Below are 25,118 nucleotides of genomic sequence, written 5' to 3'. Positions count from 1 at the left end.
ATACAGCACCAGAACGGAGTCGTCGCGGTCCGCACACGCACCTGAACCGCGCGCTCCGCTCAACTGCGGTGCAGCATGAACGGGAAAGGACAACGATCGTTCGAAATGCGCGTCGCCGACTTGTCGAAAAAGGACGCGGATGGCGGAAAAGGCAAAGAACACGTCTGAATTCGTAAATTGACGCGCGAGGCGAACGTCAAGAATAGACGCAATGCAGACCGGTGGCGGCAGGGCTTCAAAGCCCGCTTCAAAGCCCGCCTCATGGCCCGCTTAATAGGCGCTTCCGGCCCATCGTCAACGACCCCAGGACCTTTCATGTCGAACCCGAATCCTTTCTTCGAAGAATCGCTGGCCACGCGCGACGCGCCGGTGCGCGGCGCCCTTTTGAAAGAGCTGGAGCGCCAGCAGTCGCAAGTCGAATTGATCGCGTCGGAAAACATCGTGTCGCGCGCGGTGCTCGAAGCGCAGGGCTCGGTGCTGACCAACAAGTACGCGGAAGGATATCCGGGCAAACGCTATTACGGCGGTTGCGAATATGCCGACGTGATCGAAACGCTGGCGCTCGATCGCATCAAGCAACTGTTCAACGCGAAGTTTGCCAACGTGCAGCCGCATTCCGGCGCGCAGGCCAACGGCGCGGTCATGCTCGCGCTGGTGAAGCCGGGCGACACGGTGCTCGGCATGTCGCTCGACGCGGGCGGCCACCTGACCCATGGCGCCAAGCCGGCGATGTCGGGAAAGTGGTTTAACGCGGTGCAGTACGGCGTCAATCGCGACACGATGCTGATCGATTACGCGCAGATCGAGGAGCTCGCGCAGCAGCATAAACCCGCGCTGCTGATCGCCGGCTTCTCGGCTTATCCGCGTGCGCTGGACTTCGCACGGCTGCGTGCGATCGCCGACGGCGTGGGTGCGAAGCTGATGGTGGACATGGCGCACATCGCGGGCGTGATCGCGGCGGGGCGTCACCAGAATCCGATCGAGCACGCGCACGTCGTCACGTCGACCACGCACAAGACCTTGCGCGGGCCGCGCGGCGGCTTTGTGCTGACGAATGACGAAGACATCGCCAGGAAGATCAACTCGGCCGTGTTTCCAGGCTTGCAGGGCGGCCCGCTGATGCACGTGATCGCCGGCAAGGCAGTCGCGTTCGGCGAGGCGCTGCAACCGGGCTTCAAGACCTACATCGACAACGTGCTCGCCAACGCGCAGGCGCTGGGCGAAGTGTTGAAGGCGGGCGGCGTCGATCTGGTCACGGGGGGCACCGACAACCATCTGCTGCTGGTCGATCTCCGGCCCAAGGGTCTTAAAGGCAATCAGGTCGAGCAGGCGCTGGAACGCGCGGGCATCACCTGCAACAAGAACGGCATTCCTTTCGACACTGAGAAGCCGACTGTCACGTCCGGCGTTCGCCTCGGCACGCCGGCCGGTACGACGCGCGGCTTCGGCATCGGCGAATTCCGCGAAATCGGGCGGCTGATCGTCGAGGTGCTCGATGCACTGCGCGACCACCCCGAAGGCCATGCCGCAACCGAACAACGCGTGCGCCGCGAGATTTTCGCGCTGTGCGAACGCTTTCCCATCTACTGAGAACGCCTGGAGCAAACGATGAGCACTCTGCACGACAACAGCATCATCATCGACGGTCTGAACATTTCCAAGTTCGAACGCTCGGTGTTCGAGGATATGCGCAAGGGTGGCGTGACCGCGGTGAACTGCACGGTGTCGGTCTGGGAGAGTTTCCAGAAGACCGTCGACAACATCGCCGAGATGAAGCAGCAGATCCGCGAATACGGCGAGATTCTCACGCTGGTGCGCACCACCGACGACATTTTCCGCGCGAAGAAAGAGAACAAGACCGGCATCATTTTCGGCTTTCAGAACGCCCATGCGTTCGAAGACAACCTCGGCTATATCGAAGCCTTCAAGGACCTCGGCGTGAACGTGGTCCAGCTTTGCTACAACACGCAGAATCTGGTCGGCACGGGCTGCTATGAGCGCGACGGCGGCCTCTCGGGTTATGGCCGCGAAGTGATTCAGGAGATGAACCGCGTCGGCATCATGGTCGATCTCTCGCATGTGGGTGGCAAGACTTCTTCGGAAGCCATCGCGGCTTCGAACAAGCCGGTGTGCTACTCGCATTGCTGTCCGTCGGGGCTGAAAGAGCATCCGCGCAACAAGAGCGATGAGCAACTGAAAGAGATCGCCGATGCGGGCGGCTTTGTCGGCGTGACGATGTTCGCGCCGTTCCTCAAGCGCGGCCCGGATGCGACGGTTGAAGACTATATCGAGGCGATCGAATACGTGGTGAATCTGATCGGCGAAGACCAGGTCGGTATCGGTACGGACTTCACGCAAGGCTATAGCACCGAGTTCTTCGACTGGATCACGCACGACAAGGGCCGTTATCGCCAACTGACGAACTTCGGCAAGGTGGTGAATCCGGAAGGCATTCGCACGATCGGCGAGTTCCCGAACCTGACGGCCGCGATGGAACGCGCCGGCTGGAGCGAGACGCGCATCAAGAAGATCATGGGCGAGAACTGGGTGCGGGTATTCGGCGAAGTCTGGAAGGTTTGACTTCCACGCCCTCGCACTTATTGAACGTTACCCCATAAGAAACGGAGCCCCTATGCAACCCCAACTGCCTATCGACGTCGATCCGAACACCGGCGTCTGGACCACTGACGCGCTGCCGATGCTGTACGTGCCGCGTCACTTCTTCACGAACAACCACACCGCCGTCGAGGAAGCGCTTGGCCTCGACACGTATGCCGAGATTCTCTACAAGGCCGGCTACAAGTCCGCGTATTTCTGGTGCGATAAGGAAGCGAAGCAGCATGGCATTGCCGGCATGGCGGTGTTTGAGCATTACCTGAACCGCTTGTCGCAGCGCGGCTGGGGCATCTTTAGCATCATCGAGTCGGATCCTTCAAGCTCGCGTGCGCGGATCGAATTGCATCACTCGTCGTTCGTACTCGCGCAGCCGGGCAAGGAGGGCAAGCTTTGCTACATGTTCGCCGGCTGGTTTGCGGGCGCGATGGACTGGGTCAACGACACCGCGCCCGATTCCACACGCAAGGGTCCGCCGTCCCATTCGAAAGAAGCGCGATGCGCGGCTGAAGGCCACGATCACTGCGTGTTCGAAGTGTCGCCGCTCGCGTCGTAAAAGCGCACGAATACGCGCCATAAGCCTATCCATTCCGAGGTCGATCGCGATGCGTTACCCGAACCTTTTCAAGCCTCTCACGCTCAACCAGCTGACCTTGCGCAACCGCATCGTCAGCACCGCGCACGCGGAGGTGTATGCGGAGCCGGGCGGTTTGCCCGGCGACCGTTATATCCGCTACTACGAAGAGAAGGCGAAGGGCGGCGTCGGCCTCGCGGTGTGCGGCGGCTCGAGCCCGGTGTCGATCGATAGTCCGCAAGGCTGGTGGAAGTCGGTCAATCTCTCCACCGACAAGATCATCGATCCACTCGCGCGGCTCGCCGAAGCGATGCATCGCCACGGCGCGAAGATCATGATTCAGGCCACCCACATGGGCCGCCGTTCGGCGTTTCATGGCGAGCATTGGCCGCATCTGATGTCGCCCTCCGGCGTGCGCGAGCCGGTGCACCGCGGTAACGCGAAGATCATTGAAGTAGAAGAGATTCGCCGCATCATTTCGGACTTTGCGGCGGCCGCAAAGCGCGTGAAAGACGCCGGTATGGACGGCATTGAAATCTCGGCGGCGCACCAGCATCTGATCGATCAGTTCTGGAGCCCGCGCACGAATTTTCGCACGGACGAATGGGGCGGCTCGCTCGAAAACCGTCTGCGTTTCGGCACGGAAGTCTTGAAGGCGGTGCGCGAAGCAGTGGGTGCGGATTTCTGCATCGGCCTGCGTATGTGCGGCGACGAATTCCATGAAGACGGTCTCGATCACGAACAGCTAAAAGAGATCGCCCAGGCGATGAGCGAAACCGGCTTGATCGATTACCTGGGCGTGATCGGTTCCGGCGCGGATACGCACAACACGCTGGCCAACTGCATGCCGCCTATGGCGTTGCCGCCCGAGCCGTTCGTGCATCTCGCGGCCGGTATCAAGTCAGTGGTGAAGCTGCCGGTGATGCACGCGCAAAGCATCCGCGATGCAGGGCAGGCCGAGCGTTTGCTCGCGAGCGGCATGGTCGATCTGGTGGGCATGACGCGCGCGCAGATCGCCGATCCGCATATGGTCATCAAGATCCGCGACGGCCGCGAAGACGAGATCAAGCAGTGTGTCGGCGCGAACTATTGCATCGACCGCCAGTACAACGGGCTCGACGTGCTTTGCGTGCAGAACGCCGCGACGTCGCGTGAAGAAACCATGCCGCACGTGATCGCCAAAACGCGTGGACCGAAGCGCAAGGTGGTCGTGGTCGGCGCGGGTCCGGCGGGACTGGAAGCGGCCCGCGTCGCCAGATCGCGCGGGCACGATGTGGTGCTGTTCGAGAAGAACGACTACGTCGGCGGCCAGATCATGCTGGCGGCAAAAGCGCCGCAGCGCGAACAGATGGCGGGCATCGTGCGCTGGTTCGACATGGAGACGAAGCGCCTCGGCGTCGATCGCCGTCTTGGCGTCGCAGCAGACGAAAAAACCATCATGGCCGAGAAACCGGACATCGTCGTGCTCGCAACCGGCGGTTCGTCGTTCACGTCGCAAGTGGCGGCATGGGGCGTCGAAGAAGGTCTCGCGGTCAGTTCATGGGACGTACTTTCGGGCAAGGTCGAGCCGGGCAAGGACGTTCTGGTTTATGACGGCGTCAGCACGCATGCCGGCGCAGGCGTCGCGGATTTCATGTCGAGCCGCGGCTCGAACGTCGAGATCGTGACGCCGGACGTGAAGGTCGCGGACGACGTCGGCGGCACGACATTCCCGATCTTCTACCGCCGCCTCTATGCGCAAGGCGTGATTCACACGCCGAACTACTGGCTCGACAAGGTCTACGAGGAAGACGGCAAGAAGATCGCCGTGATCCGCAACGAGTACACGGAAGAGCAGGAAGAACGCGCGGTCGATCAGGTGGTGATCGAGAACGGCAGCACGCCGAACGACGCGCTCTACTGGACACTCAAGCCTGAATCGGTGAATCGCGGCCAGGTGGACGTGCACAAGCTCTTCGCGTCCGAACCGCAACCCTCGTTGAGCGAAGAACTCGGCAACGGCCGGTTCTTGCTGTTCCGCGTCGGCGACTGCATTTCCATGCACAACATTCACGGCGCGATCTACGACGCGCTGCGCCTTTGCAAGGATTTCTGACGATGAGCCCCGTGTTTGTCATCACCGTCCTGCTGTGGTTGTCGGTGGCGGGTCTCGCTTTCGCGCTCGCGAAGCGCGCCGCTTACTGGCGCGAAGGCCGCGCCACGGCGGCAGGCGCGTATGGCTGGACCAATTTGCTGTCGATTCCGAAGCGCTATTTTGTCGATCTGCATCATGTGGTTGCACGGGACCCGTACATCGCGAAGACGCACGTGGCGACCGCCGGTGGTGCGATCCTCGCGATGGCGCTGGTGTTCGTCAACTACGGTCTCGCGATCTATTCGCCCTGGCTCGACAAGCTGATTTTCCTGGCGGCGCTCGTGATGCTGGTCGGCGCGGTATTCGTCTGGCGTCGGCGGCATGGCGCGAAGGCGGTGCCGGCGCGGCTTTCGCGTGGACCTTGGGATCATCTGCCCTTGCTGCTTGGGTCGTTCGCGCTCGGTTTGGCGCTGTTCATCGCGCTGCCTGCTGCGGCGATGTCGGGTGCGCTGGCCATTATTGTCGCGTTGCTGATCGCAGTCGGCGCGTTCACGATGACATTCGGCGCGGCGCGCGGCGGTCCGATGAAGCATGCGCTCGCCGGTCTGCTGCACCTCGCGTTTCATCCGCGTCAGGAGCGTTTTGCCGAGCGTAACGACAATGACGTCGTGCCGCCGACCGCGCTGAAGACGCCCGTGCTCGACGCGAAGGAATATGGCGTCGGCAAGCCGGTCGAGTTTCGCTGGAACCAGTTGCTGAGCTTCGACGCCTGCGTGCAGTGCGGCAAGTGCGAAGCGGCGTGTCCCGCGTTTGCCGCGGGTCAGCCGCTGAATCCGAAGAAGCTGATTCAGGATCTCGTCACCGGTATGGTTGGCGGCACGGACGAGGCTTACGCCGGCAGCCCGACGCCTGGCATTCCGGTCGGCAAGCATGGCGGGGCACCGGGTAAGCCGCTCGTGTCGAGCCTGATCGAAGCCGACACGCTGTGGTCCTGCACCACCTGCCGCGCCTGCGTGCAGGAATGCCCGATGTTGATTGAACACGTCGACGCGATCGTCGACATGCGGCGCAATCAGACGTTGGTCGAAGGCAATGTACCCGGCAAGGGCCCGATCACGCTGGCGAATCTGCGCGAGACCGGCAGCTCGAACGGCTACGACATCGGCGCGCGTTACGACTGGGCGGTCGATCTGCAAGTGCAGGTCGCGCAACCGGGACGTCCGGTGGACGTGCTGCTGATCGCCGGCGAAGGCGCGTTCGACATGCGCTATCAGCGCACGTTGCGTGCACTGGTCAAGGTGCTGAACCGCGCGGGAATCGACTACGCGGTGCTCGGCGGCGTCGAAACCGATACGGGCGATACGGCACGGCGTCTTGGCGACGAAGCCACTTTTCAGCAACTCGCCCAGCAGTTGATCGGCACGCTGTCGCAGTACGCGTTCCGCAAGATCGTTACCGCCGATCCGCACGTGATGCACAGCCTGCGCAACGAGTATCGCGCGCTCGGCGGCTTCTATGAGGTGCAGCATCACACGGCGCTGATCGAAGAACTGGTCGCTAGCGGCAAGCTGACGCCGCGGGCAGTCGCCGCGTTCGCCGATCGCAAGGTCACGTATCACGACCCGTGCTATCTGGGCCGCTATAACGGTGAGACGGAAGCGCCGCGCCGTTTGCTGAAGACCATCGGCATCAAGGTGGTCGAGATGGAACGCAACGGCATGCGCGGACGTTGCTGCGGCGGCGGCGGCGGTGCGCCGTTGACCGATATCCCGGGTAAGCGGCGCATTCCGGATATCCGGATCGACGACGCGCGCTCGATCGGCGCCGAGATCGTGGCGGTGGGCTGCCCGAATTGCACGGCGATGCTCGAAGGCGTGGTCGGCCCGCGTCCGGAAGTCCTGGACGTGGCCGAACTGGTTGCAGCGGCGCTGGAGTAACGCGATGAATAATCCCAAACGAATCGATCCGCGCCGGCCGTTCACCATCACAGCCGACGGGCTCAAGCGCATCACGCTCGGCATGACGGGCTCGGCGGGCTCGATGGAATTCGCGGCGCCGGGCTCGTCCGCGCATCGCGAGCACGCGAAGCCGCGCCGCACGACAGCAACGCCGCAGCGCTCGCTGCTGGTCGCCGCGCACGCGGATCGCGGCGCGCTGGACGATCATGCGCGTCAGACCTTGGCCGCCGCTGCGCTGATCGCGGAGGCGACGACCGAAGTCGTGCTGTTGGTATTGGGCGAGTTCACTGGCGACGCTGCCGCGCTCGGCGCCGACAAGCTGATCGAGTTGCCGATATTCGACCGCCGCAAGTTCGCCCCGGTCGACGAATTGAACGCACTGGCAGCGTGCGTCGCGGCTTATGCACCGGTGCACATTTTCCTGCCCGACAACGCCACCGGCGACGGCGACCTCGGCCGCCGTTATGCGGCAGCCGCGAACGCGAGCGTCGCGACGCATGTCGTCGAGATCGATGCGGCGCACGTCGCGGCTTATATCCGGGCGAATACGGCGTTCGCCGCGCGCTCACTGCCCGAGGTCGTTCTGCTTGCTCCGAATGCCGTCGATTCGAAGTTGCCGTTTGTCGGCGCGGGCGAGCGGGTCGTGTGGCGTTTCGATGGCGAACCGGCTTTTTCGAAGGGCATCGTGCGCGATCTGGGCATCGAGGAAATCGACGCCGCCCAGCTCGCACTCGAAGAAGCGGATTTCATCGTTTCCGCGGGCAACGGCGTGAGCGATGTCCCAGCGTTCGAGCGTCTAGCTGTCACCTTAGGCGCGGCGATCGGCGCGAGCCGCGTCGCCGTGGACGACGGAAAATTCACCCGCGACAAACAGATCGGCGCCACCGGCAAGACCGTAGAAGCCAGCGTCTATATCGCGTTCGGCATTTCCGGCGCAGTCCAGCATCTGCAAGGGATCAAGGATTGCCGTCATGTGATCGCCGTGAATCTCGACGCCAGCGCACCGATCGCCAAGCGCGCGAATCTGACCGTCATTGCCGACGCGCAGGAAACCATCGCGGCGCTGAACGAAGCCGCGGCGGCTGCGCGCACGGCACGCGGCACCGGCGCCGCGCTATTGAATTCAACGGCTATCGCGGAAGGAGCCCTCGCATGAAAATCGCTGTCCTGGTTTCCATTGGGCGCCATCCGGTCAGCGGCACCGCACGCTACAGCCGCAACGACGCCGCCGCGCTGACGATGGCGCTCTCGCTCGCCAAAACTCACGGCGCGACGCTCGACGTTTTACACGCGGGCGATCCGTCGAATCCTGCGCTCAAGGAATATCTCGCGCTCGGCGCGCGCTCGGTCGAGGTGCTGGACGTACCTGCAACGCCTGAATTGCAGGGCGATGCAGTAGCGCCGCTCGCTATCCGTCTGCGCGGCTACGACGTTGTCTTGACCGGCACCCGCGCGGAAGGCGCGTTCGACACCGGCATGCTGCCGTATCGCGTCGCCTGTGCGCTGGATATTCCCCTGGTCGGCGCAGCGGTCGATCTGACGCTTCGCGACGGCTGCGCCGAAGTTCGGCAATTCATGCCGAAGGGGTTGCGCCGGCGCGTCGAAGTGCAGTTGCCCGCTTTGATCGCCGTGCATCCGATGGCCAACGCGTCGCCGAGCTACGCCTACGCAAGGCTGCGCGAAGGCGCGATCCGCCCGGTCGGGACGCAAGCCGGCGGCCAGCCCGCCAAACCCGACGACCTCGTCTGGACGACCCGTCCCGCGACTGCCAAACCGGTGCGTCTCGCCGCCGCGGAGAAGCGCTCCGGCCACGCACGCATGCTCTCGGCGACGACGACCGAAAGCCGCGGCGGCAGCGTCGTAATTGAAGGGAGTTCCGTCGAAAAAGCACAAGTGATCCTCGCGTATTTGCGCGAGCATCAACTCGTGGATTACTGATTTCCGGTTCGGGCCAGCATGCGACCAGGAGGGCCTGGCGCGGCGCCAGACGTGACATGCAACGGAGCACACAATGAAAGTTTCGGCAGACGTTCGCGCAATGATCGAACGCCGCAAGAAGAATCACACGCTGGAAGCGCCGTTCTATACGAGCGAGGATATCTTTGCGCTCGACATGGAGGTGATTTTCCGCAAGCACTGGATTCAGGTCGCGGTGGAACCGGACGTGCCGGAACCGGGCGACTACATCACGGTGCAGATCGGCCACGATTCAATCCTGATCGTGCGCGACGACGACATGCAAGTGCGGGCGTTCCATAACGTGTGCCGCCATCGCGGCTCGCGCCTGTGCAATACGGAAAAGGGCTCGCTCGGCAATATTGTCTGCCCGTATCACAGTTGGACCTACAACCTGAACGGCGACCTGATGTTCGCCGAGCACATGGGCGAGCAGTTCGACCGCTGCAAGCACAGCCTGAAGGCGGTGCATCTCCAGAATCTGGCCGGCTTGATCTTTATCTGTCTCGCCGACGAACCGCCTGCCGACTTCGCCGTGATGCGCGCCTCGATGGAACCGTATCTGTTGCCGCACGATCTCGCCAGCTGCAAGGTGGCGGCGTCGATCGATATCATCGAGGAAGGCAACTGGAAGCTCACGATGGAGAACAATCGCGAGTGCTATCACTGCGTCGCGAACCATCCCGAGCTGACGATTTCGCTCTACGAATACGGTTTCGGCTATCAGCGCACGCCCGCCAACGAAGAAGGCATGGCCGCGTTCGAGGAGACCGTTGTGCGACGCACCGCGCAGTGGGAGGCGATGAAGCTGCCGTCGGTGGAAATCGAACGGCTCGCCGATCTCGTCACCGGTTTCCGTACGCAGCGCCTGCCGCTCGATCGCGACGGCGAATCGCAGACCCTGGACGCGAAGGTTGCATCGAAGAAGCTGCTCGGCGGTTTCGAGCAGGCCGATCTCGGCGGCCTCTCGTTCTGGACGCAGCCGAACTCATGGCATCACTTCATGAGTGACCACATCGTCAGCTTCTCCGTGATTCCGCTGTCGGCAGGAAAAACGCTGGTGCGTACCAAATGGCTCGTTCACAAGGACGCGCGTGAAGGCATCGATTACGACGTGAACAATCTCACGGCCGTGTGGCGCGCAACCAACGACCAGGACCGTGCGCTCGTCGAGTACTCGCAACGCGGCGCGACCAGCAGCGCCTACGAACCGGGTCCCTACTCGCCGTTCACCGAAGGCCTCGTCGAGAAGTTCTGCGAGTGGTATATCGGCCGGATTGCGGATTACGGCAATGCGCCCCAAAACCATGACGCCGGCGATGCGCTGGCTTCGCACGGCGAAAAAGTCGTGTCCTTCATGCGCTGAGCGCGACGCCGCAACCAGGAGCGGGAGAAAATGATGATGCGCGATCAGGCGACGTTTCAGCTCAGCGCCGAGCCGGATCCAAACCGCGAGACTTCAAGCCGCGCGACTTTAAGCCGTGAGACTTTAAGCCGAGTCACGCAGCCGCGGTTCTGGGAGAGTTTGCCGGCGCGCTGGAACAGCGATACCGACGACACCCTGGTGTGCTGTCTGGTCCGCCAGGAAACCCACGACGTAAAGAGTTTTTTCTTTCGCGCGCCATCCGAACGCGCGTTCGTGTTCGAGCCGGGGCAGTTCATTACGCTGGAGCTCGAGATCGACGGCGAAGCGGTGAATCGCTGCTATACGATCTCGTCGCCGCCCACGCGGCCGCACACGATCTCCATCACCGTGAAACGCGTGCCGGGCGGCAAGGTGTCGAACTGGCTGCACGACAATCTGCATGCCGGTGCGCAGGTTCGTGTGCTGGGGCCATCGGGCGAGTTCACCTGTGCGCGGCATCCAGCGCGTAAGTTTCTGTTCTTGTCGGCGGGTTCGGGCGTGACGCCGCTCATGTCGATGAGCCGCGCGCATCATGAGCTGGGCGAAGATAGCGATATCGTATTCGTGCATAGTGCCCGCACGCCGGACGACATCATCTTCGCGCGCGAACTCGATCTGATCGCGTCGAATCAGGCCAATTTCCGTACGGCGTTCGTTTGCGAGCGGCTTGGATCACGCACAAATTGGCCTGGTGTGACCGGCTTTCTGACGTTGCCCTTGCTCAAGCTGATCGCACCGGACTTTTTGGAACGCGAAATTTTCACGTGTGGCCCTGCGCCATACATGCAAGCAGTGCGCAATCTGCTCGACGAAGGCGGTTTCGATCGCAGCCATTATCACGAGGAGAGCTTCTCGTTCGAGACGATCGGCGAAGTGGCCGCGCAATTGACGACGGTGCATGTCGCGGATGCATTGCAGGCGTCGACAGACACTGCGGAGCGCTTTGTCGATACGCGTGAACAGGCGGCCGGATTCGCACCGGCGCGGGTGCCGGTCGAAACCGATACGACGTTCAAGGTAAGCTTCGCCAAAAGCAATCGGGAGATAGAATGCGGCAGCAGCCAGCATGTACTCGACGCGGCGAAGAAAGCCGGCGTGCGGCTGCCGTCTTCATGCACGCAGGGCATGTGCGGCACCTGCAAGGTGAAGCTGGTGTCTGGTGAAGTCGCCATGAAACACGCCGGCGGCATCCGTCAACGCGAAATCGACCAGGGCATGGTCCTGCTGTGCTGCAGCAGGCCTTTGAGCGACCTCGTAGTGGATAAGTAAGACAAGAACTGGGCCCGCGCCGGCGGGTGAGGTCGCATGCGGACAACTGCATGTCGTAAAACAACGTTACCCGGCAATTCTGGTTAGCGATTCTAAATGCTCAATGGGTAGTTTGAACGGCGAACGGGAGAACGGCGATGAGACTGATCAAAAAGATACTTGTGCTGAGCGCCTTGAGCGCGGCGCTGGCGGCAAGCAGCGTAGGTGTGTCGGCCGATACCAAGCCGACTATCAAGATCGGCTACGTGGAAGGTTGGGACGACAGCGTCGCAACGTCGAACGTAGCCGCGCGCGTGATCGAAAAGCGCCTCGGCTATCAGGTGCAACTCGTGCCGGTCGCGGCCGGTGTGATGTGGCAAGGCGTGGCGCGTGGCGATCTCGACGCGACGCTGTCCGCGTGGCTGCCGGTCACGCACGGCGCTTACTGGAACAACTTCAAGGATAAGGTCGTCGACCTGGGTCCGAACTTCAATGACGCGAAGATCGGTTTGATCGTGCCGGACAGTGCGGACGTGAAGAGCGTCGGCGATCTGGAAGCGAAAAAGACCGAGTTCGGCTCACGCATTGTCGGTATCGACGCCGGCGCGGGTGTGATGCAAAAAACCAGCGAAGCGATCAAGGCATACGGGCTCGACTACACGTTGATGCCGAGCTCGGGCAGTGCGATGACGGCGGAACTGGCGCGCTCGGAAGCCGCTAGCAAGCCGATCATCGTGACCGGCTGGAAGCCGCACTGGATGTTCGCGAAGTACAAGCTCAAATTCCTCGATGACCCGAAGAAAGTGTTCGGCGATGCGGAGCACGTGGATAGCGTCGTGAATCCTGAACTGGAGAAGAAGGCGCCGCCGGTGGTTGCGTTCCTCAAGAAGTTCCAATGGAAGCCGGGCGAGATCGACAGTGTGATGCTGGCCACGCAAAACGGCGAGAAGCCGACTGCCGCTGCCGATGCGTGGATTAGCGCGCATGGCGATCGGGTGGATAGCTGGGTGAAGTGACGGAGTACTTCGTGTGAATGCGTTGCCGCGTTTTATTGCGGCAACTTTCTTAAGGAAACGCCGCTTTCAAGCGGCGTTTTTTTATTGCAGGACCACAGTGCGGTCACCGTTGATGAACACCCGCCGCTCGATAAACGCCTTCACCGCCCGCGCCAACGTGATGCATTCGACGTCGCGGCCCGTGGCAAGCAGCCGGTCCGGGCTATATGAGTGATCGACACGCTCCACGACCTGCTCGATGATCGGACCTTCGTCGAGATCGTCCGTGACGAAATGCGCGGTTGCACCGATCAATTTCACGCCGCGCGCGTGGGCCTGGTGATAGGGCTTCGCGCCCTTGAAGCCGGGCAGAAACGAATGGTGGATGTTGATCGCGCGGGCCGCGAGCGCACGGCTCGTTTCGCCGGAGAGAATCTGCATGTAGCGCGCCAGGATCATCAATTCAGCGCCCGACGTCTCAAACAGATCGAGCAGGCGCGCCTCCTGTTGCGGCTTCGTATCGGCGCTGACCGGCAGATGATGGAACGGCAAGCCGTGCTGTTGCGCGAGGGGTTCGAGATCGCGATGGTTCGAGCCGATGCCGACAATATCCATCTTCAGTTCTCCCATGCGCCAGCGGAACAGCAGATCGGCGAGACAGTGTTCGAGTTTCGACACCATGATCAGCACCTTCGGACGCCTGCCGACGTCGTGCATTGCCCATGTCATCCGAAAGCGCTCGGCGATCGGTTCGAACTCGCGCTTGAGTGCCGTTATACGCAGGGTCTCGTTGGTGTCGACACCATGAAACACGCAACGTACGAAGAAGCGTTCGCTAAGGTCGTCGTCGAAAACGGTCAACTCGTCGATATAGCAATGATGCCGGTCGAGAAAGCCGACGACGGCGGCAACCTGGCCCGCCGCGCTCGGACACGCGACAGTGAGAACCAGTTGATCGGGACGGGAATCGGCGGACATGCGCTCTCCACTTAAGCGATAGGGCAACGCCGCGGGACGCGGCATGCATCATCGCAGTAGAGCAAATCAGCGCGACATGCGGATAGAAGCTAACCGCCGTCGCGCTGGAATGAGAGCGTCAGGCGCTCATTCGGCGTCGAGTCCGCATTCGCCGAGCAGCCATTGGCGGAATGCGCTGACCGCTGGCGTGGCCGCGCGCTGGGTGACGAGTAGATAGCCGCGCTCGGTAACCACGGGCGTATCGAACGGTTCGACGAGTTGCCCGGTGGCGAGGAGCTCGTCCACCAAAGGCGCCCAGCCGAGCGCAACGCCTTGGCCCATGATCGCCGCGTGGGCCACGAGGGTAAAACTGTTGAACGTGATGCCGCGATGCGCGGCGGGCGCGTCCAGACTGTGGGCTCCGAACCAGTCGGCCCACGAGAGCCAGCGCGCCGGCTGGGTGGGTTCGAGATGCAGCAGGGGCAAGGTCATCAGGTCTGACGGTGTACGCAACTGCGGATGCGCCGCGAGAAAAGCCGGACTGCACACCGGTGTCACGCGCTCGGGAAATAACTTGAGTGCACCGCGCGCGGTCCAGTCCGCGTTCTCATCGCCGAAGGCAATCGCAATGTCAGCCTGATCGTGCGATGGGTCGAATACGTTCTGCGACGTGATGATTTTCACATCGACGTCCGGCATCAGCGCCTTGAACTGAGACAGGCGCGGCATCAGCCAATAGGTCGCGAAACCGAAATCGGTGGAGAGCGTGAGGGTTTGCGGCGTACGCCGCGCGCGGATTTGGGCGGTGGCGAGGCGAATGGTGTCGAGCGCGCTACGTACGGCTTCGAAGAGGTGTACGCCGTCTTCCGTCAGCGTGACGCCGCGATGGCCGCGCTCGAATAGCGGCGCGCCGAGTGCTTCTTCGAGTTGCACGACGCGCTGGCTGACCGCCGGTTGCGTCGAACCCAGTTCGCGCGCCGCAGCCGTGAAGCTCGCCAGGCGCGCGGCGGATTCGAACATCGTCAACGCCTGCATCGGCGGCAAGCGATCCTGCCTCGACATAAGTCCCCCTTATAGGCACATAACGATTTACCGTCTTCACAGCGGCGAATTGGACGGCAATAGTGGTGCTCAACGCGGGACCGGCACGTCAGCTATCCCGCATGCAACGATACCTGCACCGACATGTGCGATTCTATTCGAGGCGCGCTCCAATGCTTGAAACGAAACAGAATATTCTCATCCTGATGGCTGACCAGATGACTCCATTCGCGCTTGCCGCGTACGGACACCGTCTGACGAAAACCCCCAATCTGGATCGCCTCGCGAAGCAGGGCGTGGTATTCGAATCGGCGTATTGCGCAAGTCCGCTGTGCGCGCCGTCGCGTTTCTCTTTCTTGTCGGGCAAGCTGCCGTCCGCGATCGGCGCCTACGACAATGCAGCGGAATTTCCATCGCAAACGCTGACGTTCGCGCATTATCTCCGCGCCGAAGGGTATCGCACGATCCTGTCCGGCAAAATGCATTTCTGCGGCGCCGACCAGTTGCATGGATTCGAAGAGCGGCTGACCACAGATATCTATCCCGCCGATTTCGGCTGGACGCCTGACTGGAGCGATTTCGAAACGCGTCCCACGTGGTATCACAACATGAGTTCGGTGATCGACGCAGGTCCCTGCGTGCGCACGAATCAGCTCGACTTCGACGACGAAGTCACGTTCACCACGCGCCAGAAGCTTTTCGATATCGCGCGTGAACGACACGCCGGCAAGGATGCGCGGCCGTTCTGCATGGTCGCCTCGCTGACGCATCCGCACGACCCGTACGCGATTCCGCGGAAATACTGGGACATGTATGCAGACGAAGACATCGACATGCCCGCGCATCGCGATTCGTTCGATGAAGCCGATCCGCACTCCAGGCGCTTGAGGCACGTCTGCGAAACCGACCGCACACCGCCGACCGACCAGCAGATTCGCAATGCACGACGGGCTTATTACGGCGCGATCTCTTACGTCGACGACCAGTTCGGCGCGATCATCGAGGCGCTCGAACAGTCCGGGCTCGCCAAAGACACCGTTATCGTCGTGACGTCCGATCACGGCGAGATGCTCGGCGAGCGGGGCCTCTGGTACAAGATGACGTTCTTCGAAGGAGGCTGCCGTGTGCCGCTGATCGTGCATGCGCCGCAGCAATTCGACGCGCATCGCGTGCGCGAGTCGGTCTCGCATCTCGATCTGCTGCCCACGCTCGTGGAAATAGCGCGCGGCGAAGCACCCGCCGCGTGGCCCGATTCACTCGATGGGCAAAGTCTCCTTGCTCACCTGCTCGGGAATGAAGGCAACCGAGGCGGCCACGACGAAGCGGTCGGCGAATATCTGGCCGAAGGCGCTATCGCGCCGATCGTGATGCTGCGGCGCGGACGCTTCAAATTCATTCACACGCCAGCCGATCCTGACCAGCTCTATGACGTCGAAGCGGACCCGCTGGAACGAGACAACCTCGCCGCTCACCCCGAACATGCAGCACAGGTCGTAGCGCTGCGCGAGGAGATCGCACAGCGCTGGAACCTCGTGGCACTGCACAATGAAGTACTGGAAAGTCAGCGCCGCCGCCGTTTCCATTTCAAGGCCACCACGCAAGGCACGGTCGCGTCATGGGACTGGCAACCGTTTGTCGATGCAAGCCAGCGCTACATGCGCAATCACATCGATCTCGACACGCTCGAAGCAATGGCGCGTTTTCCGGCCGTCGCGCGTTGATACGTCCGTTTGCGATTCATCCCACCCACAGGAAGCCGACATGATGAAAAAGCTCTTCAAACAGGCTGTAGCCGGCGTAGCGCTGCTATGCGCGGCGACCACTTTTGCCGCGGCCGCCGAACCACAGTCCTGTACGCAGGTCAACATGGCCGGGCCCGGCTGGACTGACATCGACGCGACCAATGCGATGACCGGTGTCCTGTTGAAGGCGCTTGGCTACCGGCAGAACGTGGCGAACCTGTCGGTGCCGATCACCTATCAGGGCTTGAAGAAAGGGCAGGTCGACGTGTTTCTCGGCAACTGGATGCCGGCGCAAGCGCCGATCGTCAAGCCGCTCGAAGATGAAAAATCGATCGAGGTCGTGCATTCGAATCTGAGCAATGCGAAGTTCACACTCGCGGTTCCCGATTACGTGGCGGCTGCCGGTGTGCATTCGTTCGCGGACCTTGCAAAAAACGCCGACAAGTTCGACAGCAAGATCTATGGCATCGAGCCTGGGGCGCCGGCCAATCAGAACATCAAGAAGATGGTCGATGACAAGGCGTACGGCCTCGGCAGCTGGAAGCTGGTCGAATCGAGCGAGACCGGCATGCTTACGCAGGTTGAGCGAGCAGTCCGCGAGAAGAAATGGATCGTGTTCCTCGCGTGGGAGCCGCATCTGATGAATACGAAATTCAAACTGAGCTACCTTGACGGCGGCGACAAGTACTTCGGGCCGAACTACGGCGGCGCCACGGTCAATACGGTTGCGCGCAGCGGATACGCTGAGCAGTGCCCGAATGTCGGCCGCCTGTTCAGGCAACTCACGTTCAATGTCGATCTGGAAAACGGTGTGATCACCGAGGTGCTGGAGAAGAAAACCGCCGTCGATGCGGCAGCCACGGAAGCGCTCAAGCGTCACCCGGAATTGCTGAAGACGTGGCTCGACGGCGTGAATACCGCGAGCGGCGCCAACGGTCTGCACGCGGTGCAAACCGCACTCGGGATGAAATAACGCCTGCATTCCTAACCACGAGGTCGCTACCCGACAGATTTATGTCGCATCCGGTCGAATCCGTATAAATCTGGACCCGTATTCTTGATGCGTCGATACAGGCAAGACAGATTTTCGTATGCATTGCCGATAGCTTCGATCAGCCATAGTCGACTTTAGCCAGCTTCAATTCGTTTCAATCAGTCTTAGCCGATTTCGAACTGCCCGTCATGCGAGAAGCGCCGCGCGTTGGAATACAGCGCGCGGCAGGGATCGCTTTATCCAACGAAATACGCAGGCAAAGAGCAGGGGAGAATTAGATGAAGAAGAGACATGCCGTCAGCCTTTCGGGACTCGCCCTCGCGGCAGGCGCGATATGTGCGCCAACGGCGGCCTATGCGCAAAGCAGCGTCACCCTGTACGGGATTCTGGACGCCGGCATCACCTATGTGAACAATGCCGGCGGTGCACATCAGTTCAAATTCGACGACGGCATTTCGTACGGCAACCGGATCGGCTTCAAAGGTGTGGAAGATCTCGGAGGCGGCTTGCAAGCCGTCTTCGTGCTTGAATCGGGTTTTCATTTGGGCAACGGGCAATTGGGATTCGGCGGTGCTGAATTCGGACGACAGGCTTATGTCGGCATCAAAAACGCATGGGGGACTTTCTCGCTCGGCAACCAACTCGATATGACCGAGGAATTCGTCTATCTGTACAACATCTCCGCATGGGCGAGCGGCTACGCGATTCACCAAGGCGATTTCGACCGTATGAATGGCGACCGCCTGCCGAACTCGGTGAAATTCCTGTCGAGCGATTTTGCAGGCTTCACCTTCGGCGGCATGTACTCGTTTGGCAACACCGCCGGCGACTTCCATCAGAAGAGTGCATGGAGCGTGGGCGCGCATTACGACCACGGTCCGTTCAATATGGGCGCGGCGTATACGCAGTTGAACAATCCGTACGGCATCTACGCCTTCGACCCGTATGCAATGATCGGCACACGCAGCTTCCTCGGCCAGCCGACTGTTTCCGTCAACCCGGCCACCGGCGTGGTGACCGATCTGTATAGCGCGTCGTCGTTCCCGGTGGATAAGCAAGGCGCGTTTGCGGTTGGCGCGGCCTACACGATCGGCAACCTGATGCTCTCCGGCGATTTCACCTACACGACGATCAAGGGCTTCGGGCAGAGCTCGCATATGCAGGTTTATGAAGCGGGCGCGTCGTACAACTTCACGCCTGCGCTGTTGCTGTATGGCGGCTATCAGCACACGAGCTTCGAAGGCAATCACTGGAACCAGGGATCGCTCGGACTGCACTACCTGCTGTCCAAACGTACCGACCTGTATATTTCCGGCGATTATCTGCGCGCATCAAATGGGGTGAATGCGGTGATAGGCTACAGCTTCGCACCGTCGACATCAAACACACAAAGCGACGTGCGCATCGGGATGAGGCATTCGTTCTAAGGCATTTTCAGCGCATTGGCGCGAGCGGCGTCCCGGTTGCGGTGCCGCTCGCGTTCATCACTGGATTAGCGCTGTATTTGAGGCGGGTCGCTCACAGGCGTTAGCGTCGCGCGAGATGGATGCCGGCGAGCATGCAGCGCACGGAACCGCCGGCCATTTCAATGGTGGGCACACGAAGCGGCAGTAGCCGCGCGGATCGCTCAATCTGTGCGCGTTGTTGTGGTCTCAGACTTTCAGCCGCGCGTTCGGACAACGCAAGCAGACGACCACCGGTTGCCGTCAGTTCGAGCGCGTTGCCGGCAAAGCTATCGATCTGTTCGTGATCGAGCGCGATCACGGTCCGTCCACTTTCCAGCAGTCGTTGCTGAATGTCCTTGCGACGCGACGCATCAGCAATCAAGTCAAATCCTACCAGCGCAAACTCGGTGCCGATGCTCATCATGACGTTGGTGTGGTACACGGCACGACCGGAGCGATCAGCGGTGTCGAAACACATGGGCTCGAAGTTGAAATGCGTACAGAAGCGTTCCAGGGCAACGGGGTCCGCGCGCCTCGAACGTGCCGTGTAGGCCACCCGTGCGACGTGATCCAGCACCATCGCACCGGTGCCTTCAAGGAAAACCCCGTCGTATTCAAGTCCTGAGTAATCAATCACGTCCTGAACACGATATTCCGCCTTGAGCATCTCGACGACATCGGCACGTCGCTCGCGCCGGCGGTTCGTGCAGTGCATCGGATAGAGCGCGATATGACCGCCGGCATGGGTTGAAAACCAGTTATTCGGAAACACGGAGTCGGGGGGCTGGTTTTCTCCGTGATCGTCGAACACGTGTGTGCGGACTCCGGCGCGCTCCAGAACGGCCGCCGCCTCCGTGACTTCGTTGCGCGCGGCGGCGGCAAGTGCCGTAGGGTTCTGCTGGTGGCCGGCGTGCTGAAAAGTATTGTCAGCCGCCGTTTCTGGATTGGGGTAAAAACGGTGCGGTCGGATCACGACGACAGCGCTGGGCGCCTGAATCGAAATAGTGCTCATGTAGGTGAGGGCAGAGCGAGTATGTTGTGGATGTCGTTTCGAGTTTCGACGACGCTTCTTATCGACCCAGTGCCATGGCCTCGCTATCGAACACAATTGAATTGTCCGCTTGCTCGCGCGACCTGGCCAACGTGTCGAACAGGTTCTTGGGATCGACAGAAGGCGGGATCAGCGCGACCTGTGTTCCGACTTTCCGGGCCAGTGCGAGACTGTGCAGATAGCGGAGCGCAGAATAGTCTTCGAGCGCGAAGCCCACCGAGTCGAACACCGTGACCTGATCGGAGTGCTCGCGGCCAGCTGCTTCGCCCCGCAGCACGCGCCAGAATTCGACTACCGGGAAGTCGCCCGGCAGTTGCTGGATGTCCCCTTCGATACGGGTCTGCGGCTCAAATTCCACAAACACGCTTGCCATGCGCAGCACGTCAGCGTGCAGTTCTGTCTTTCCTGGGCAGTCGCCTCCGACTGCATTGAGGTGCATGCCCGGCTCGATCATGTCGGGCGTGATGATCGTCGCGTACGCCTTGTCGGCCGTGACGGTTGTGACAATGTCGGACCCACGCACGGCGTCGGCCGTCGAGCTTGCGCGCACAACTCGCAACTGCGGGTACCCCGAGAGATTCGACGTCAGCTTATCGGTTGCGCGAGGATCCACGTCGAACACGCGGATCTCTTCGATGCCGAGCAGGGTGCGAAAGGCGATCGCCTGGAATTCGCTCTGCGCCCCGTTGCCGATCAAAGCCATCGTGCGAGAGTCGGACCGTGCGAGCACTTTCGCCACCATCGCCGACGTGGCGGCGGTGCGCAACGCGGTGGTCAAGGTAAGCTCGGACAGGAAAGTCGGGTAGCCCGTGGCGACGTCCGCCAACGCGCCAAATGCCATCACGGTATGGATGCCGCGTTCTGCATTGACGGGGTGGCCGTTCACGTACTTGAAAGCGAACAGGTTTGAATCCGCGACCGGCATCAACTCAATGACGCCGACGTTCGAATGACAGGCGACGCGCGGCGATTTGTCGAATTCCTGCCACCGAAGATAATCGGCGCGAATCGTGTCGGCGAGTTCCGTCAGGAAGCGCGGAACGCCGATGTCCGCGACGAGGCGATAGGTTGCGGGTACGTCTAGAAAGCAGGTCATTGCCGAATCTCCCAGGCTATTGGTGGTCGCTATGTCGAAAACGCTGGAAGAATTATTCGCGTGCCTCGAGCCAACAAAAAGATGGCAAAGGTTGCAGTTTTGGCGGATTGAATAGCAAAATGCTACCTTGCGATGACGTTTTGTTCATTTCGGCGGCGGCTTGGCTTTGCTGGGGCATTCAAATCGGTGGGGAAGGTGGTCAATCTCGATGATGTCGACAAACAGTTGATTGCGTTGCTGCGCCAGGACGCTCGCATGTCTGTGGTGACGCTTGCAAAGCACTTGCGCGTCGCGCGCGCAACGGTGCAAAACCGTCTCATGCGGCTCGAGAAAAGCGGGGTAATCGTTGGGTATACCGTGCGGCTGAAACCGGCGGCCGAGCCACATCAGATTCGCGCATTGATGACGATTGCGGTTGAAGGAAATCGAGCGAAAGAGGTGATGATGGTGCTGCGCGGCCATCCCAACGTGGCGACCATCCATAGCACCAATGGACGTTGGGACATGATCGCGGAGCTGCGAGCCGACACGCTGGAGAACTTTGACCGCGTGCTCGGAGCGATCCGATTGATCGACGGAATCGCCAATACGGAGACAAGCATCCTGCTTTCGACTCACAAGCTGTGAGCAAGGTAGGATTCAAAGCCCAATGGAGAAGACGATGATAGAACGACATATGGTTGCGACGACGTTTGAGCTTCCCGGCCACAGGATAGAGCGCTCCTTCGGAGTCGCTCGTGGAATCATCGTTCGGTCCCGATCCATCGTCGGCGCGCTTGGCGCTTCGCTGCAAACGATCTTCGGAGGCAATATCACGCTATACACGTCCCTGTGTGAGCGAGCGCGACAAGATGCATACGAACGCATGATTGCTCAGGCTGCGGACTTAGGAGCAAACGGCATCGTCGGTATGCGGTATGACGCAACGGAGATCGCGAGAGGAATCACAGAAGTGATCTGCTACGGGACGGCGGTCCACGCAACGTCGCTGGGTTAAGGGACATGGGCTTGTCGAAACTGATCTGCATGGATTCACGTCCTTTATTGATTTTACATAAGATAAATTATCAACGTAAATCTTGTCAGAGCTTTTTAGATGGAATGGTCGCCTCCCGCCTTAGCGGTCGCCCAGACGTCGCAGCAGCCCTGGCGATGACGTCGAGCCCGAGTATCGTTTCCGTTGGGACATCCCGTTAAGGAGAAAGCTGATGGAACCCACGACCATTGCCATCGACCTGGCCAAACGCGTCTTCCAAGTGCATTTCGTTGAACCTGATACCGGCACGGTTCACAGCAAGGTACTGAAGCGCACCCAGCTCAAACCGTTCTTCGCCAATCGTGCCCGATGCAGGGTTGTCATGGAAGCCTGCGGAAGCGCCCATCACTGGGCCAGGCAGTTGGCCGCGCTCGGTCACAACGTCCAGTTGATCGCGGCGCAGTTCGTCCGTCCGTTTGTCAAATCGAACAAGAACGATGCGGCAGACGCTGCAGCGATCTGGGAGGCTTCTCAGCGACCCGGCATGCGCTTCGTTGCCGTCAAGACGGAAGATCAGCAGGCCATGCTTGCACTGCATCGGATGCGCCAGCAACTCGTGAGAATCCGGGTCATGCAGGTCAATCAGCTGCGCGGGCTGTTATATGAATTCGGTGTCGTGTTGCCACAGGGCCGGCGCGCAGCAATCGAGGCAGCCAGGGCATCGCTTGCGTCCCTCACGGATCAGTTGCCAGCCATGTTGACAGACAGCCTTCAGGACCAGATTTCGCGACTACTGGTACTCGACGATCAGATCCAGCGCATTGAGCAGCGCATCACCGAATGGCGTCGCGGCGATGAAGCATGCCGTCGCATCTCCGAGATTCCCGGCGTGGGACTACTTACCGCCACCGCAGCTGTCGCAGTCATCGGCAACGCGCACGCCTTCAGGTCGGGACGCGAATTTGCCGCCTATCTCGGGTTGGTGCCGCGACAGAACGGCTCAGGCGGCAAGGTGAAGTTGGGTGGCATCAGCAAACGCGGAGACGTGTACTTACGCACCCTGCTGATCCACGGCGCCCGATCTGTCATCTCCAGTTCGCGACAACTGCCTGAGCGGATGCGCAACATGCTCGCCCGACGACCCACGAACGTCGTGGCTGTCGCGCTGGCTAACAAGGTTGCGCGAACGATCTGGGCGTTACTTGCGTACGGTCGAACGTATCAGCCTCCGACGTCGACGCCTGCATGAACAGCATTGCAGTCTGATACAACCCCACTCCAGGTTGCATAGGTGATATTGAGCGATGGCAAGACAGGTTGGACCGCGCAAGGACAAGCCTGAGACATTTCTCGGACTTCGAGTCCGTTATTTAGATTAGGATCCTTGCGGCGAAATCCATCGGGGCCGGCGGGTATGTTCCGCAATCGAGTCCGGATATAAGTCCGCAACCACCCTTCTCGCCGAATGCAAAATATCTCCTTGCAAATGGGAGGCGACCATATAAGAAATGTCCGGTTCGGGCCGTCCAGGCTTTCCATTTGCGCCAGAGCCCTTTTTATGTGGTCGAATGCATGAAAAATTGCGCAATCAAAGTCGCGCCGATAAAGGTCCCACCGTTCGCAGCGAATGAAACGACAACAATGCGCCAGCCGAGCTTACGAAACGCCGGCATATTCTTCGCGATGGAAAGCCCGGCGAACGCGAGGATTGGCGTAGTAAAAGCGAGGAAATTGATTTTGCCGGTCAATGAAACAATCGGTGCTGCCGTAGGAAACTCGGGGAAAGTGAGCAGCATGCCAATCACCGAAACCCAGATGACTGCGGGCAGTTTGCGGAATGTCAGTCGATACAGGACGTACCCGCAGAGCACAACAGCCACAATGATTGCCATGCCGGCGAGTGCCATGGGGTCAAGCGGTGAAGTCTTCGTGCTGATCCAGTTACCCAACAGGGAGAACGCACCGACAATGATCCATACAAGAACCTGCGTCCGGAAACCGATAGAGGGTTCTTCGTGCCCTGCGCTATCCGGCGCATCCACGTTCGTCTCGACACTTGCCTTGGTTTTCCGGCCGAGAACCGGTTCAAGGCGCTTATACGCCCAAATGGTGAATGGAAGCGAGAGGAAAAGCGTGAAGTAAGTGCCGATCGTCGTTGTAATCAGGTTGCTCGCCGCAGCAAACGCAGCGACCTCTTTCGCTACTTCCGGCGTTTGTTGAGAAGCGATTGAGCCGACGGCAGCGGCCATCATGCTTCCCGAACCTACGCCCGCGCCCATGGCCAGCGCTAAGGGATTGAAAATTTTGGTGCTTGCCAGGAGGCTTGCGACAACGGCAATAAAAACCGCGCCGAATACCGTACCGGTAAGGTACTCGGCAAGCACGCCTTGCCCTTCAGGAGATTTCATACCGAAACGCTCACCGATAATTGCCAGACTGGGTTCGCGTCCGACCGAGAAGGTCGCTCCAATCGCCTGACGTTTGATGCCGAGCAAAAGCGCAATCGGCAATCCAAAGACCATCGTTCCAAAGAAGTGTCCAAATTCCTGAAGCAGAATTCCCCATCCGGACGCAGCGATCTTCGGTAGCGTGCCTCCGACCAGGAGCCCTAGCTTCGCGATAAACAGCAACAATGCCGGTTGCAAGAGTGCGCCAGCATAGTTTTGCATCGCTTCCGAAATGTGTAACGGACCATTCAGGCGACTGCTGCTACAGCTCAACACAGCACCCAGAAGCAATGCCCAAAGAAGCGGCATCAGCACGATTTTTGCCGGACCCACCGGAATGCTCACACTGCCAATCAGTTCAGCAACCAGAACCAGAAAAAAGGCCATCACATAAATACGCACTTGGCCACTTATACCTAGTTTGCTATCGCTCGTATACTGCGAAACTACGGGTATCATATTAGGTCTCCTTAGGTATCTGTGAATATTTGGATATATTTTCCAAAGTACCGATTCGTGCATCTCGGCGAGCGGCCATTTCCGTGA

The 25,118-nt window shown here is 60.5% G+C and carries 21 protein-coding genes; 16 read left to right on the top strand and 5 right to left on the bottom strand.

Features of this window, described 5'->3' with window-relative positions:
- The first annotated feature begins 315 nt into the window (after positions 1-315).
- The 10 genes from ACAX43_RS19065 (at position 316) to ACAX43_RS19020 (ending at position 12,844) form a co-directional block, all read left to right on the top strand.
- Positions 316-1,590: a serine hydroxymethyltransferase gene (locus ACAX43_RS19065; RefSeq protein ID WP_370709966.1), complete on the top strand. Its 1,275-nt coding sequence runs from the start codon at positions 316-318 to the stop codon at positions 1,588-1,590.
- A gap of 18 nt (positions 1,591-1,608) precedes the next feature.
- Positions 1,609-2,580: a dipeptidase gene (locus ACAX43_RS19060; protein WP_106280831.1), complete on the top strand. Its 972-nt coding sequence runs from the start codon at positions 1,609-1,611 to the stop codon at positions 2,578-2,580.
- 52 nt (positions 2,581-2,632) lie between these two features.
- On the top strand, positions 2,633-3,169 hold the full coding sequence (locus ACAX43_RS19055) for a DUF5943 domain-containing protein (RefSeq protein WP_370709965.1): 537 nt from the start codon (positions 2,633-2,635) through the stop codon (positions 3,167-3,169).
- Positions 3,170-3,218: 49 nt separating this feature from the next.
- Positions 3,219-5,282: an FAD-dependent oxidoreductase gene (locus ACAX43_RS19050; protein WP_370709964.1), complete on the top strand. Its 2,064-nt coding sequence runs from the start codon at positions 3,219-3,221 to the stop codon at positions 5,280-5,282.
- A gap of 2 nt (positions 5,283-5,284) precedes the next feature.
- On the top strand, positions 5,285-7,198 hold the full coding sequence (locus tag ACAX43_RS19045) for a (Fe-S)-binding protein (RefSeq protein WP_370709963.1): 1,914 nt from the start codon (positions 5,285-5,287) through the stop codon (positions 7,196-7,198).
- A gap of 4 nt (positions 7,199-7,202) precedes the next feature.
- Positions 7,203-8,375, top strand: coding sequence for an electron transfer flavoprotein subunit alpha/FixB family protein (locus ACAX43_RS19040; protein WP_370709962.1), 1,173 nt, complete (start codon positions 7,203-7,205; stop codon positions 8,373-8,375).
- The gene (locus ACAX43_RS19035) at positions 8,372-9,157 is read left to right on the top strand and encodes an electron transfer flavoprotein subunit beta/FixA family protein (protein ID WP_370709961.1); all 786 of its coding nucleotides are present in this window, start codon (positions 8,372-8,374) and stop codon (positions 9,155-9,157) included. The genes ACAX43_RS19040 and ACAX43_RS19035 overlap by 4 nt, the downstream gene beginning before the upstream one ends.
- Positions 9,158-9,230: 73 nt before the next feature.
- A complete protein-coding gene (locus ACAX43_RS19030) occupies positions 9,231-10,541 on the top strand; it encodes an SRPBCC family protein (RefSeq protein WP_370709960.1) in 1,311 nt (436 codons plus the stop codon).
- A 33-nt stretch (positions 10,542-10,574) separates the two neighbouring features.
- On the top strand, positions 10,575-11,849 hold the full coding sequence (locus ACAX43_RS19025) for an FAD-binding oxidoreductase (protein WP_370710040.1): 1,275 nt from the start codon (positions 10,575-10,577) through the stop codon (positions 11,847-11,849).
- A gap of 137 nt (positions 11,850-11,986) precedes the next feature.
- A complete protein-coding gene (locus tag ACAX43_RS19020; protein WP_370709959.1) occupies positions 11,987-12,844 on the top strand; it encodes a glycine betaine ABC transporter substrate-binding protein in 858 nt (285 codons plus the stop codon).
- A gap of 81 nt (positions 12,845-12,925) precedes the next feature.
- On the opposite strand, the gene purU is transcribed toward ACAX43_RS19020, so the two are convergent.
- Positions 12,926-13,801: a formyltetrahydrofolate deformylase gene (purU, locus tag ACAX43_RS19015; RefSeq protein WP_370709958.1), complete on the bottom strand. Its 876-nt coding sequence runs from the start codon at positions 13,799-13,801 to the stop codon at positions 12,926-12,928.
- A gap of 126 nt (positions 13,802-13,927) precedes the next feature.
- On the bottom strand, positions 13,928-14,842 hold the full coding sequence (locus tag ACAX43_RS19010; protein WP_370709957.1) for a LysR family transcriptional regulator: 915 nt from the start codon (positions 14,840-14,842) through the stop codon (positions 13,928-13,930).
- Positions 14,843-14,994: 152 nt separating this feature from the next.
- On the opposite strand from ACAX43_RS19010, the gene betC reads away from it, so the two are divergent.
- From betC to ACAX43_RS18995, 3 genes are all read left to right on the top strand, one after another.
- A complete protein-coding gene (gene betC / locus ACAX43_RS19005) occupies positions 14,995-16,542 on the top strand; it encodes a choline-sulfatase (RefSeq protein WP_370709956.1) in 1,548 nt (515 codons plus the stop codon).
- Between the two features lie 40 nt (positions 16,543-16,582).
- Positions 16,583-17,536, top strand: coding sequence for a choline ABC transporter substrate-binding protein (locus ACAX43_RS19000; protein ID WP_370709955.1), 954 nt, complete (start codon positions 16,583-16,585; stop codon positions 17,534-17,536).
- Positions 17,537-17,835: 299 nt separating this feature from the next.
- Positions 17,836-18,984: a porin gene (locus tag ACAX43_RS18995; RefSeq protein ID WP_370709954.1), complete on the top strand. Its 1,149-nt coding sequence runs from the start codon at positions 17,836-17,838 to the stop codon at positions 18,982-18,984.
- Positions 18,985-19,084: 100 nt separating this feature from the next.
- On the opposite strand, the gene ctlX is transcribed toward ACAX43_RS18995, so the two are convergent.
- Together ctlX and ACAX43_RS18985 are read right to left on the bottom strand one after the other, a co-directional pair.
- Positions 19,085-20,014, bottom strand: coding sequence for a citrulline utilization hydrolase CtlX (ctlX, locus tag ACAX43_RS18990; protein ID WP_370709953.1), 930 nt, complete (start codon positions 20,012-20,014; stop codon positions 19,085-19,087).
- Positions 20,015-20,072: 58 nt separating this feature from the next.
- On the bottom strand, positions 20,073-21,149 hold the full coding sequence (locus ACAX43_RS18985) for an ornithine cyclodeaminase (RefSeq protein WP_370709952.1): 1,077 nt from the start codon (positions 21,147-21,149) through the stop codon (positions 20,073-20,075).
- A gap of 195 nt (positions 21,150-21,344) precedes the next feature.
- Here ACAX43_RS18985 and ACAX43_RS18980 point away from each other — a divergent pair, with 195 nt between their 5' ends.
- The 3 genes from ACAX43_RS18980 to ACAX43_RS18970 all read left to right on the top strand — a co-directional run bounded on the left by ACAX43_RS18980 (position 21,345) and on the right by ACAX43_RS18970 (position 23,374).
- Positions 21,345-21,776: an Lrp/AsnC family transcriptional regulator gene (locus ACAX43_RS18980; RefSeq protein WP_370709951.1), complete on the top strand. Its 432-nt coding sequence runs from the start codon at positions 21,345-21,347 to the stop codon at positions 21,774-21,776.
- 34 nt (positions 21,777-21,810) lie between these two features.
- Positions 21,811-22,146: a YbjQ family protein gene (locus ACAX43_RS18975; RefSeq protein WP_370710039.1), complete on the top strand. Its 336-nt coding sequence runs from the start codon at positions 21,811-21,813 to the stop codon at positions 22,144-22,146.
- 211 nt (positions 22,147-22,357) lie between these two features.
- Positions 22,358-23,374 carry an IS110 family transposase gene (locus ACAX43_RS18970; protein ID WP_370709950.1) on the top strand — a complete coding sequence of 339 codons (1,017 nt, stop codon included), beginning with the start codon at positions 22,358-22,360 and terminating at the stop codon, positions 23,372-23,374.
- 307 nt (positions 23,375-23,681) lie between these two features.
- Here ACAX43_RS18970 and ACAX43_RS18965 read toward each other — a convergent pair whose 3' ends face one another.
- A complete protein-coding gene (locus ACAX43_RS18965; RefSeq protein ID WP_370709949.1) occupies positions 23,682-25,031 on the bottom strand; it encodes a DUF3100 domain-containing protein in 1,350 nt (449 codons plus the stop codon).
- Positions 25,032-25,118: the final 87 nt, after the last annotated feature.

The organism is Paraburkholderia sp. IW21, from assembly GCF_041321145.1.
GTDB lineage: Bacteria > Pseudomonadota > Gammaproteobacteria > Burkholderiales > Burkholderiaceae > Paraburkholderia.
Note: the sequence above shows the minus strand (reverse complement) of the source record. Positions and strands in the feature narration are given on the sequence as shown.

Coding starts and splice junctions, on each gene's coding strand:
- ACAX43_RS19000 (WP_370709955.1), top strand. CDS start 16,583: ATGATGAAAAAGCTCTTCAAACAGGCTGTAGCCGGCGTAGCGCTGCTA.
- ACAX43_RS19010 (WP_370709957.1), bottom strand. CDS start 14,842: ATGTCGAGGCAGGATCGCTTGCCGCCGATGCAGGCGTTGACGATGTTC.
- ACAX43_RS19050 (WP_370709964.1), top strand. CDS start 3,219: ATGCGTTACCCGAACCTTTTCAAGCCTCTCACGCTCAACCAGCTGACC.
- ACAX43_RS19030 (WP_370709960.1), top strand. CDS start 9,231: ATGAAAGTTTCGGCAGACGTTCGCGCAATGATCGAACGCCGCAAGAAG.
- ACAX43_RS19040 (WP_370709962.1), top strand. CDS start 7,203: ATGAATAATCCCAAACGAATCGATCCGCGCCGGCCGTTCACCATCACA.
- ACAX43_RS18975 (WP_370710039.1), top strand. CDS start 21,811: ATGATAGAACGACATATGGTTGCGACGACGTTTGAGCTTCCCGGCCAC.
- ACAX43_RS18965 (WP_370709949.1), bottom strand. CDS start 25,031: ATGATACCCGTAGTTTCGCAGTATACGAGCGATAGCAAACTAGGTATA.
- ACAX43_RS18985 (WP_370709952.1), bottom strand. CDS start 21,149: ATGACCTGCTTTCTAGACGTACCCGCAACCTATCGCCTCGTCGCGGAC.
- purU (WP_370709958.1), bottom strand. CDS start 13,801: ATGTCCGCCGATTCCCGTCCCGATCAACTGGTTCTCACTGTCGCGTGT.
- ACAX43_RS19025 (WP_370710040.1), top strand. CDS start 10,575: ATGATGCGCGATCAGGCGACGTTTCAGCTCAGCGCCGAGCCGGATCCA.
- ACAX43_RS18970 (WP_370709950.1), top strand. CDS start 22,358: ATGGAACCCACGACCATTGCCATCGACCTGGCCAAACGCGTCTTCCAA.
- ACAX43_RS19055 (WP_370709965.1), top strand. CDS start 2,633: ATGCAACCCCAACTGCCTATCGACGTCGATCCGAACACCGGCGTCTGG.
- ACAX43_RS19035 (WP_370709961.1), top strand. CDS start 8,372: ATGAAAATCGCTGTCCTGGTTTCCATTGGGCGCCATCCGGTCAGCGGC.
- ACAX43_RS19060 (WP_106280831.1), top strand. CDS start 1,609: ATGAGCACTCTGCACGACAACAGCATCATCATCGACGGTCTGAACATT.
- ACAX43_RS18995 (WP_370709954.1), top strand. CDS start 17,836: ATGAAGAAGAGACATGCCGTCAGCCTTTCGGGACTCGCCCTCGCGGCA.
- ACAX43_RS19020 (WP_370709959.1), top strand. CDS start 11,987: ATGAGACTGATCAAAAAGATACTTGTGCTGAGCGCCTTGAGCGCGGCG.
- ACAX43_RS19065 (WP_370709966.1), top strand. CDS start 316: ATGTCGAACCCGAATCCTTTCTTCGAAGAATCGCTGGCCACGCGCGAC.
- betC (WP_370709956.1), top strand. CDS start 14,995: ATGCTTGAAACGAAACAGAATATTCTCATCCTGATGGCTGACCAGATG.
- ctlX (WP_370709953.1), bottom strand. CDS start 20,014: ATGAGCACTATTTCGATTCAGGCGCCCAGCGCTGTCGTCGTGATCCGA.
- ACAX43_RS19045 (WP_370709963.1), top strand. CDS start 5,285: ATGAGCCCCGTGTTTGTCATCACCGTCCTGCTGTGGTTGTCGGTGGCG.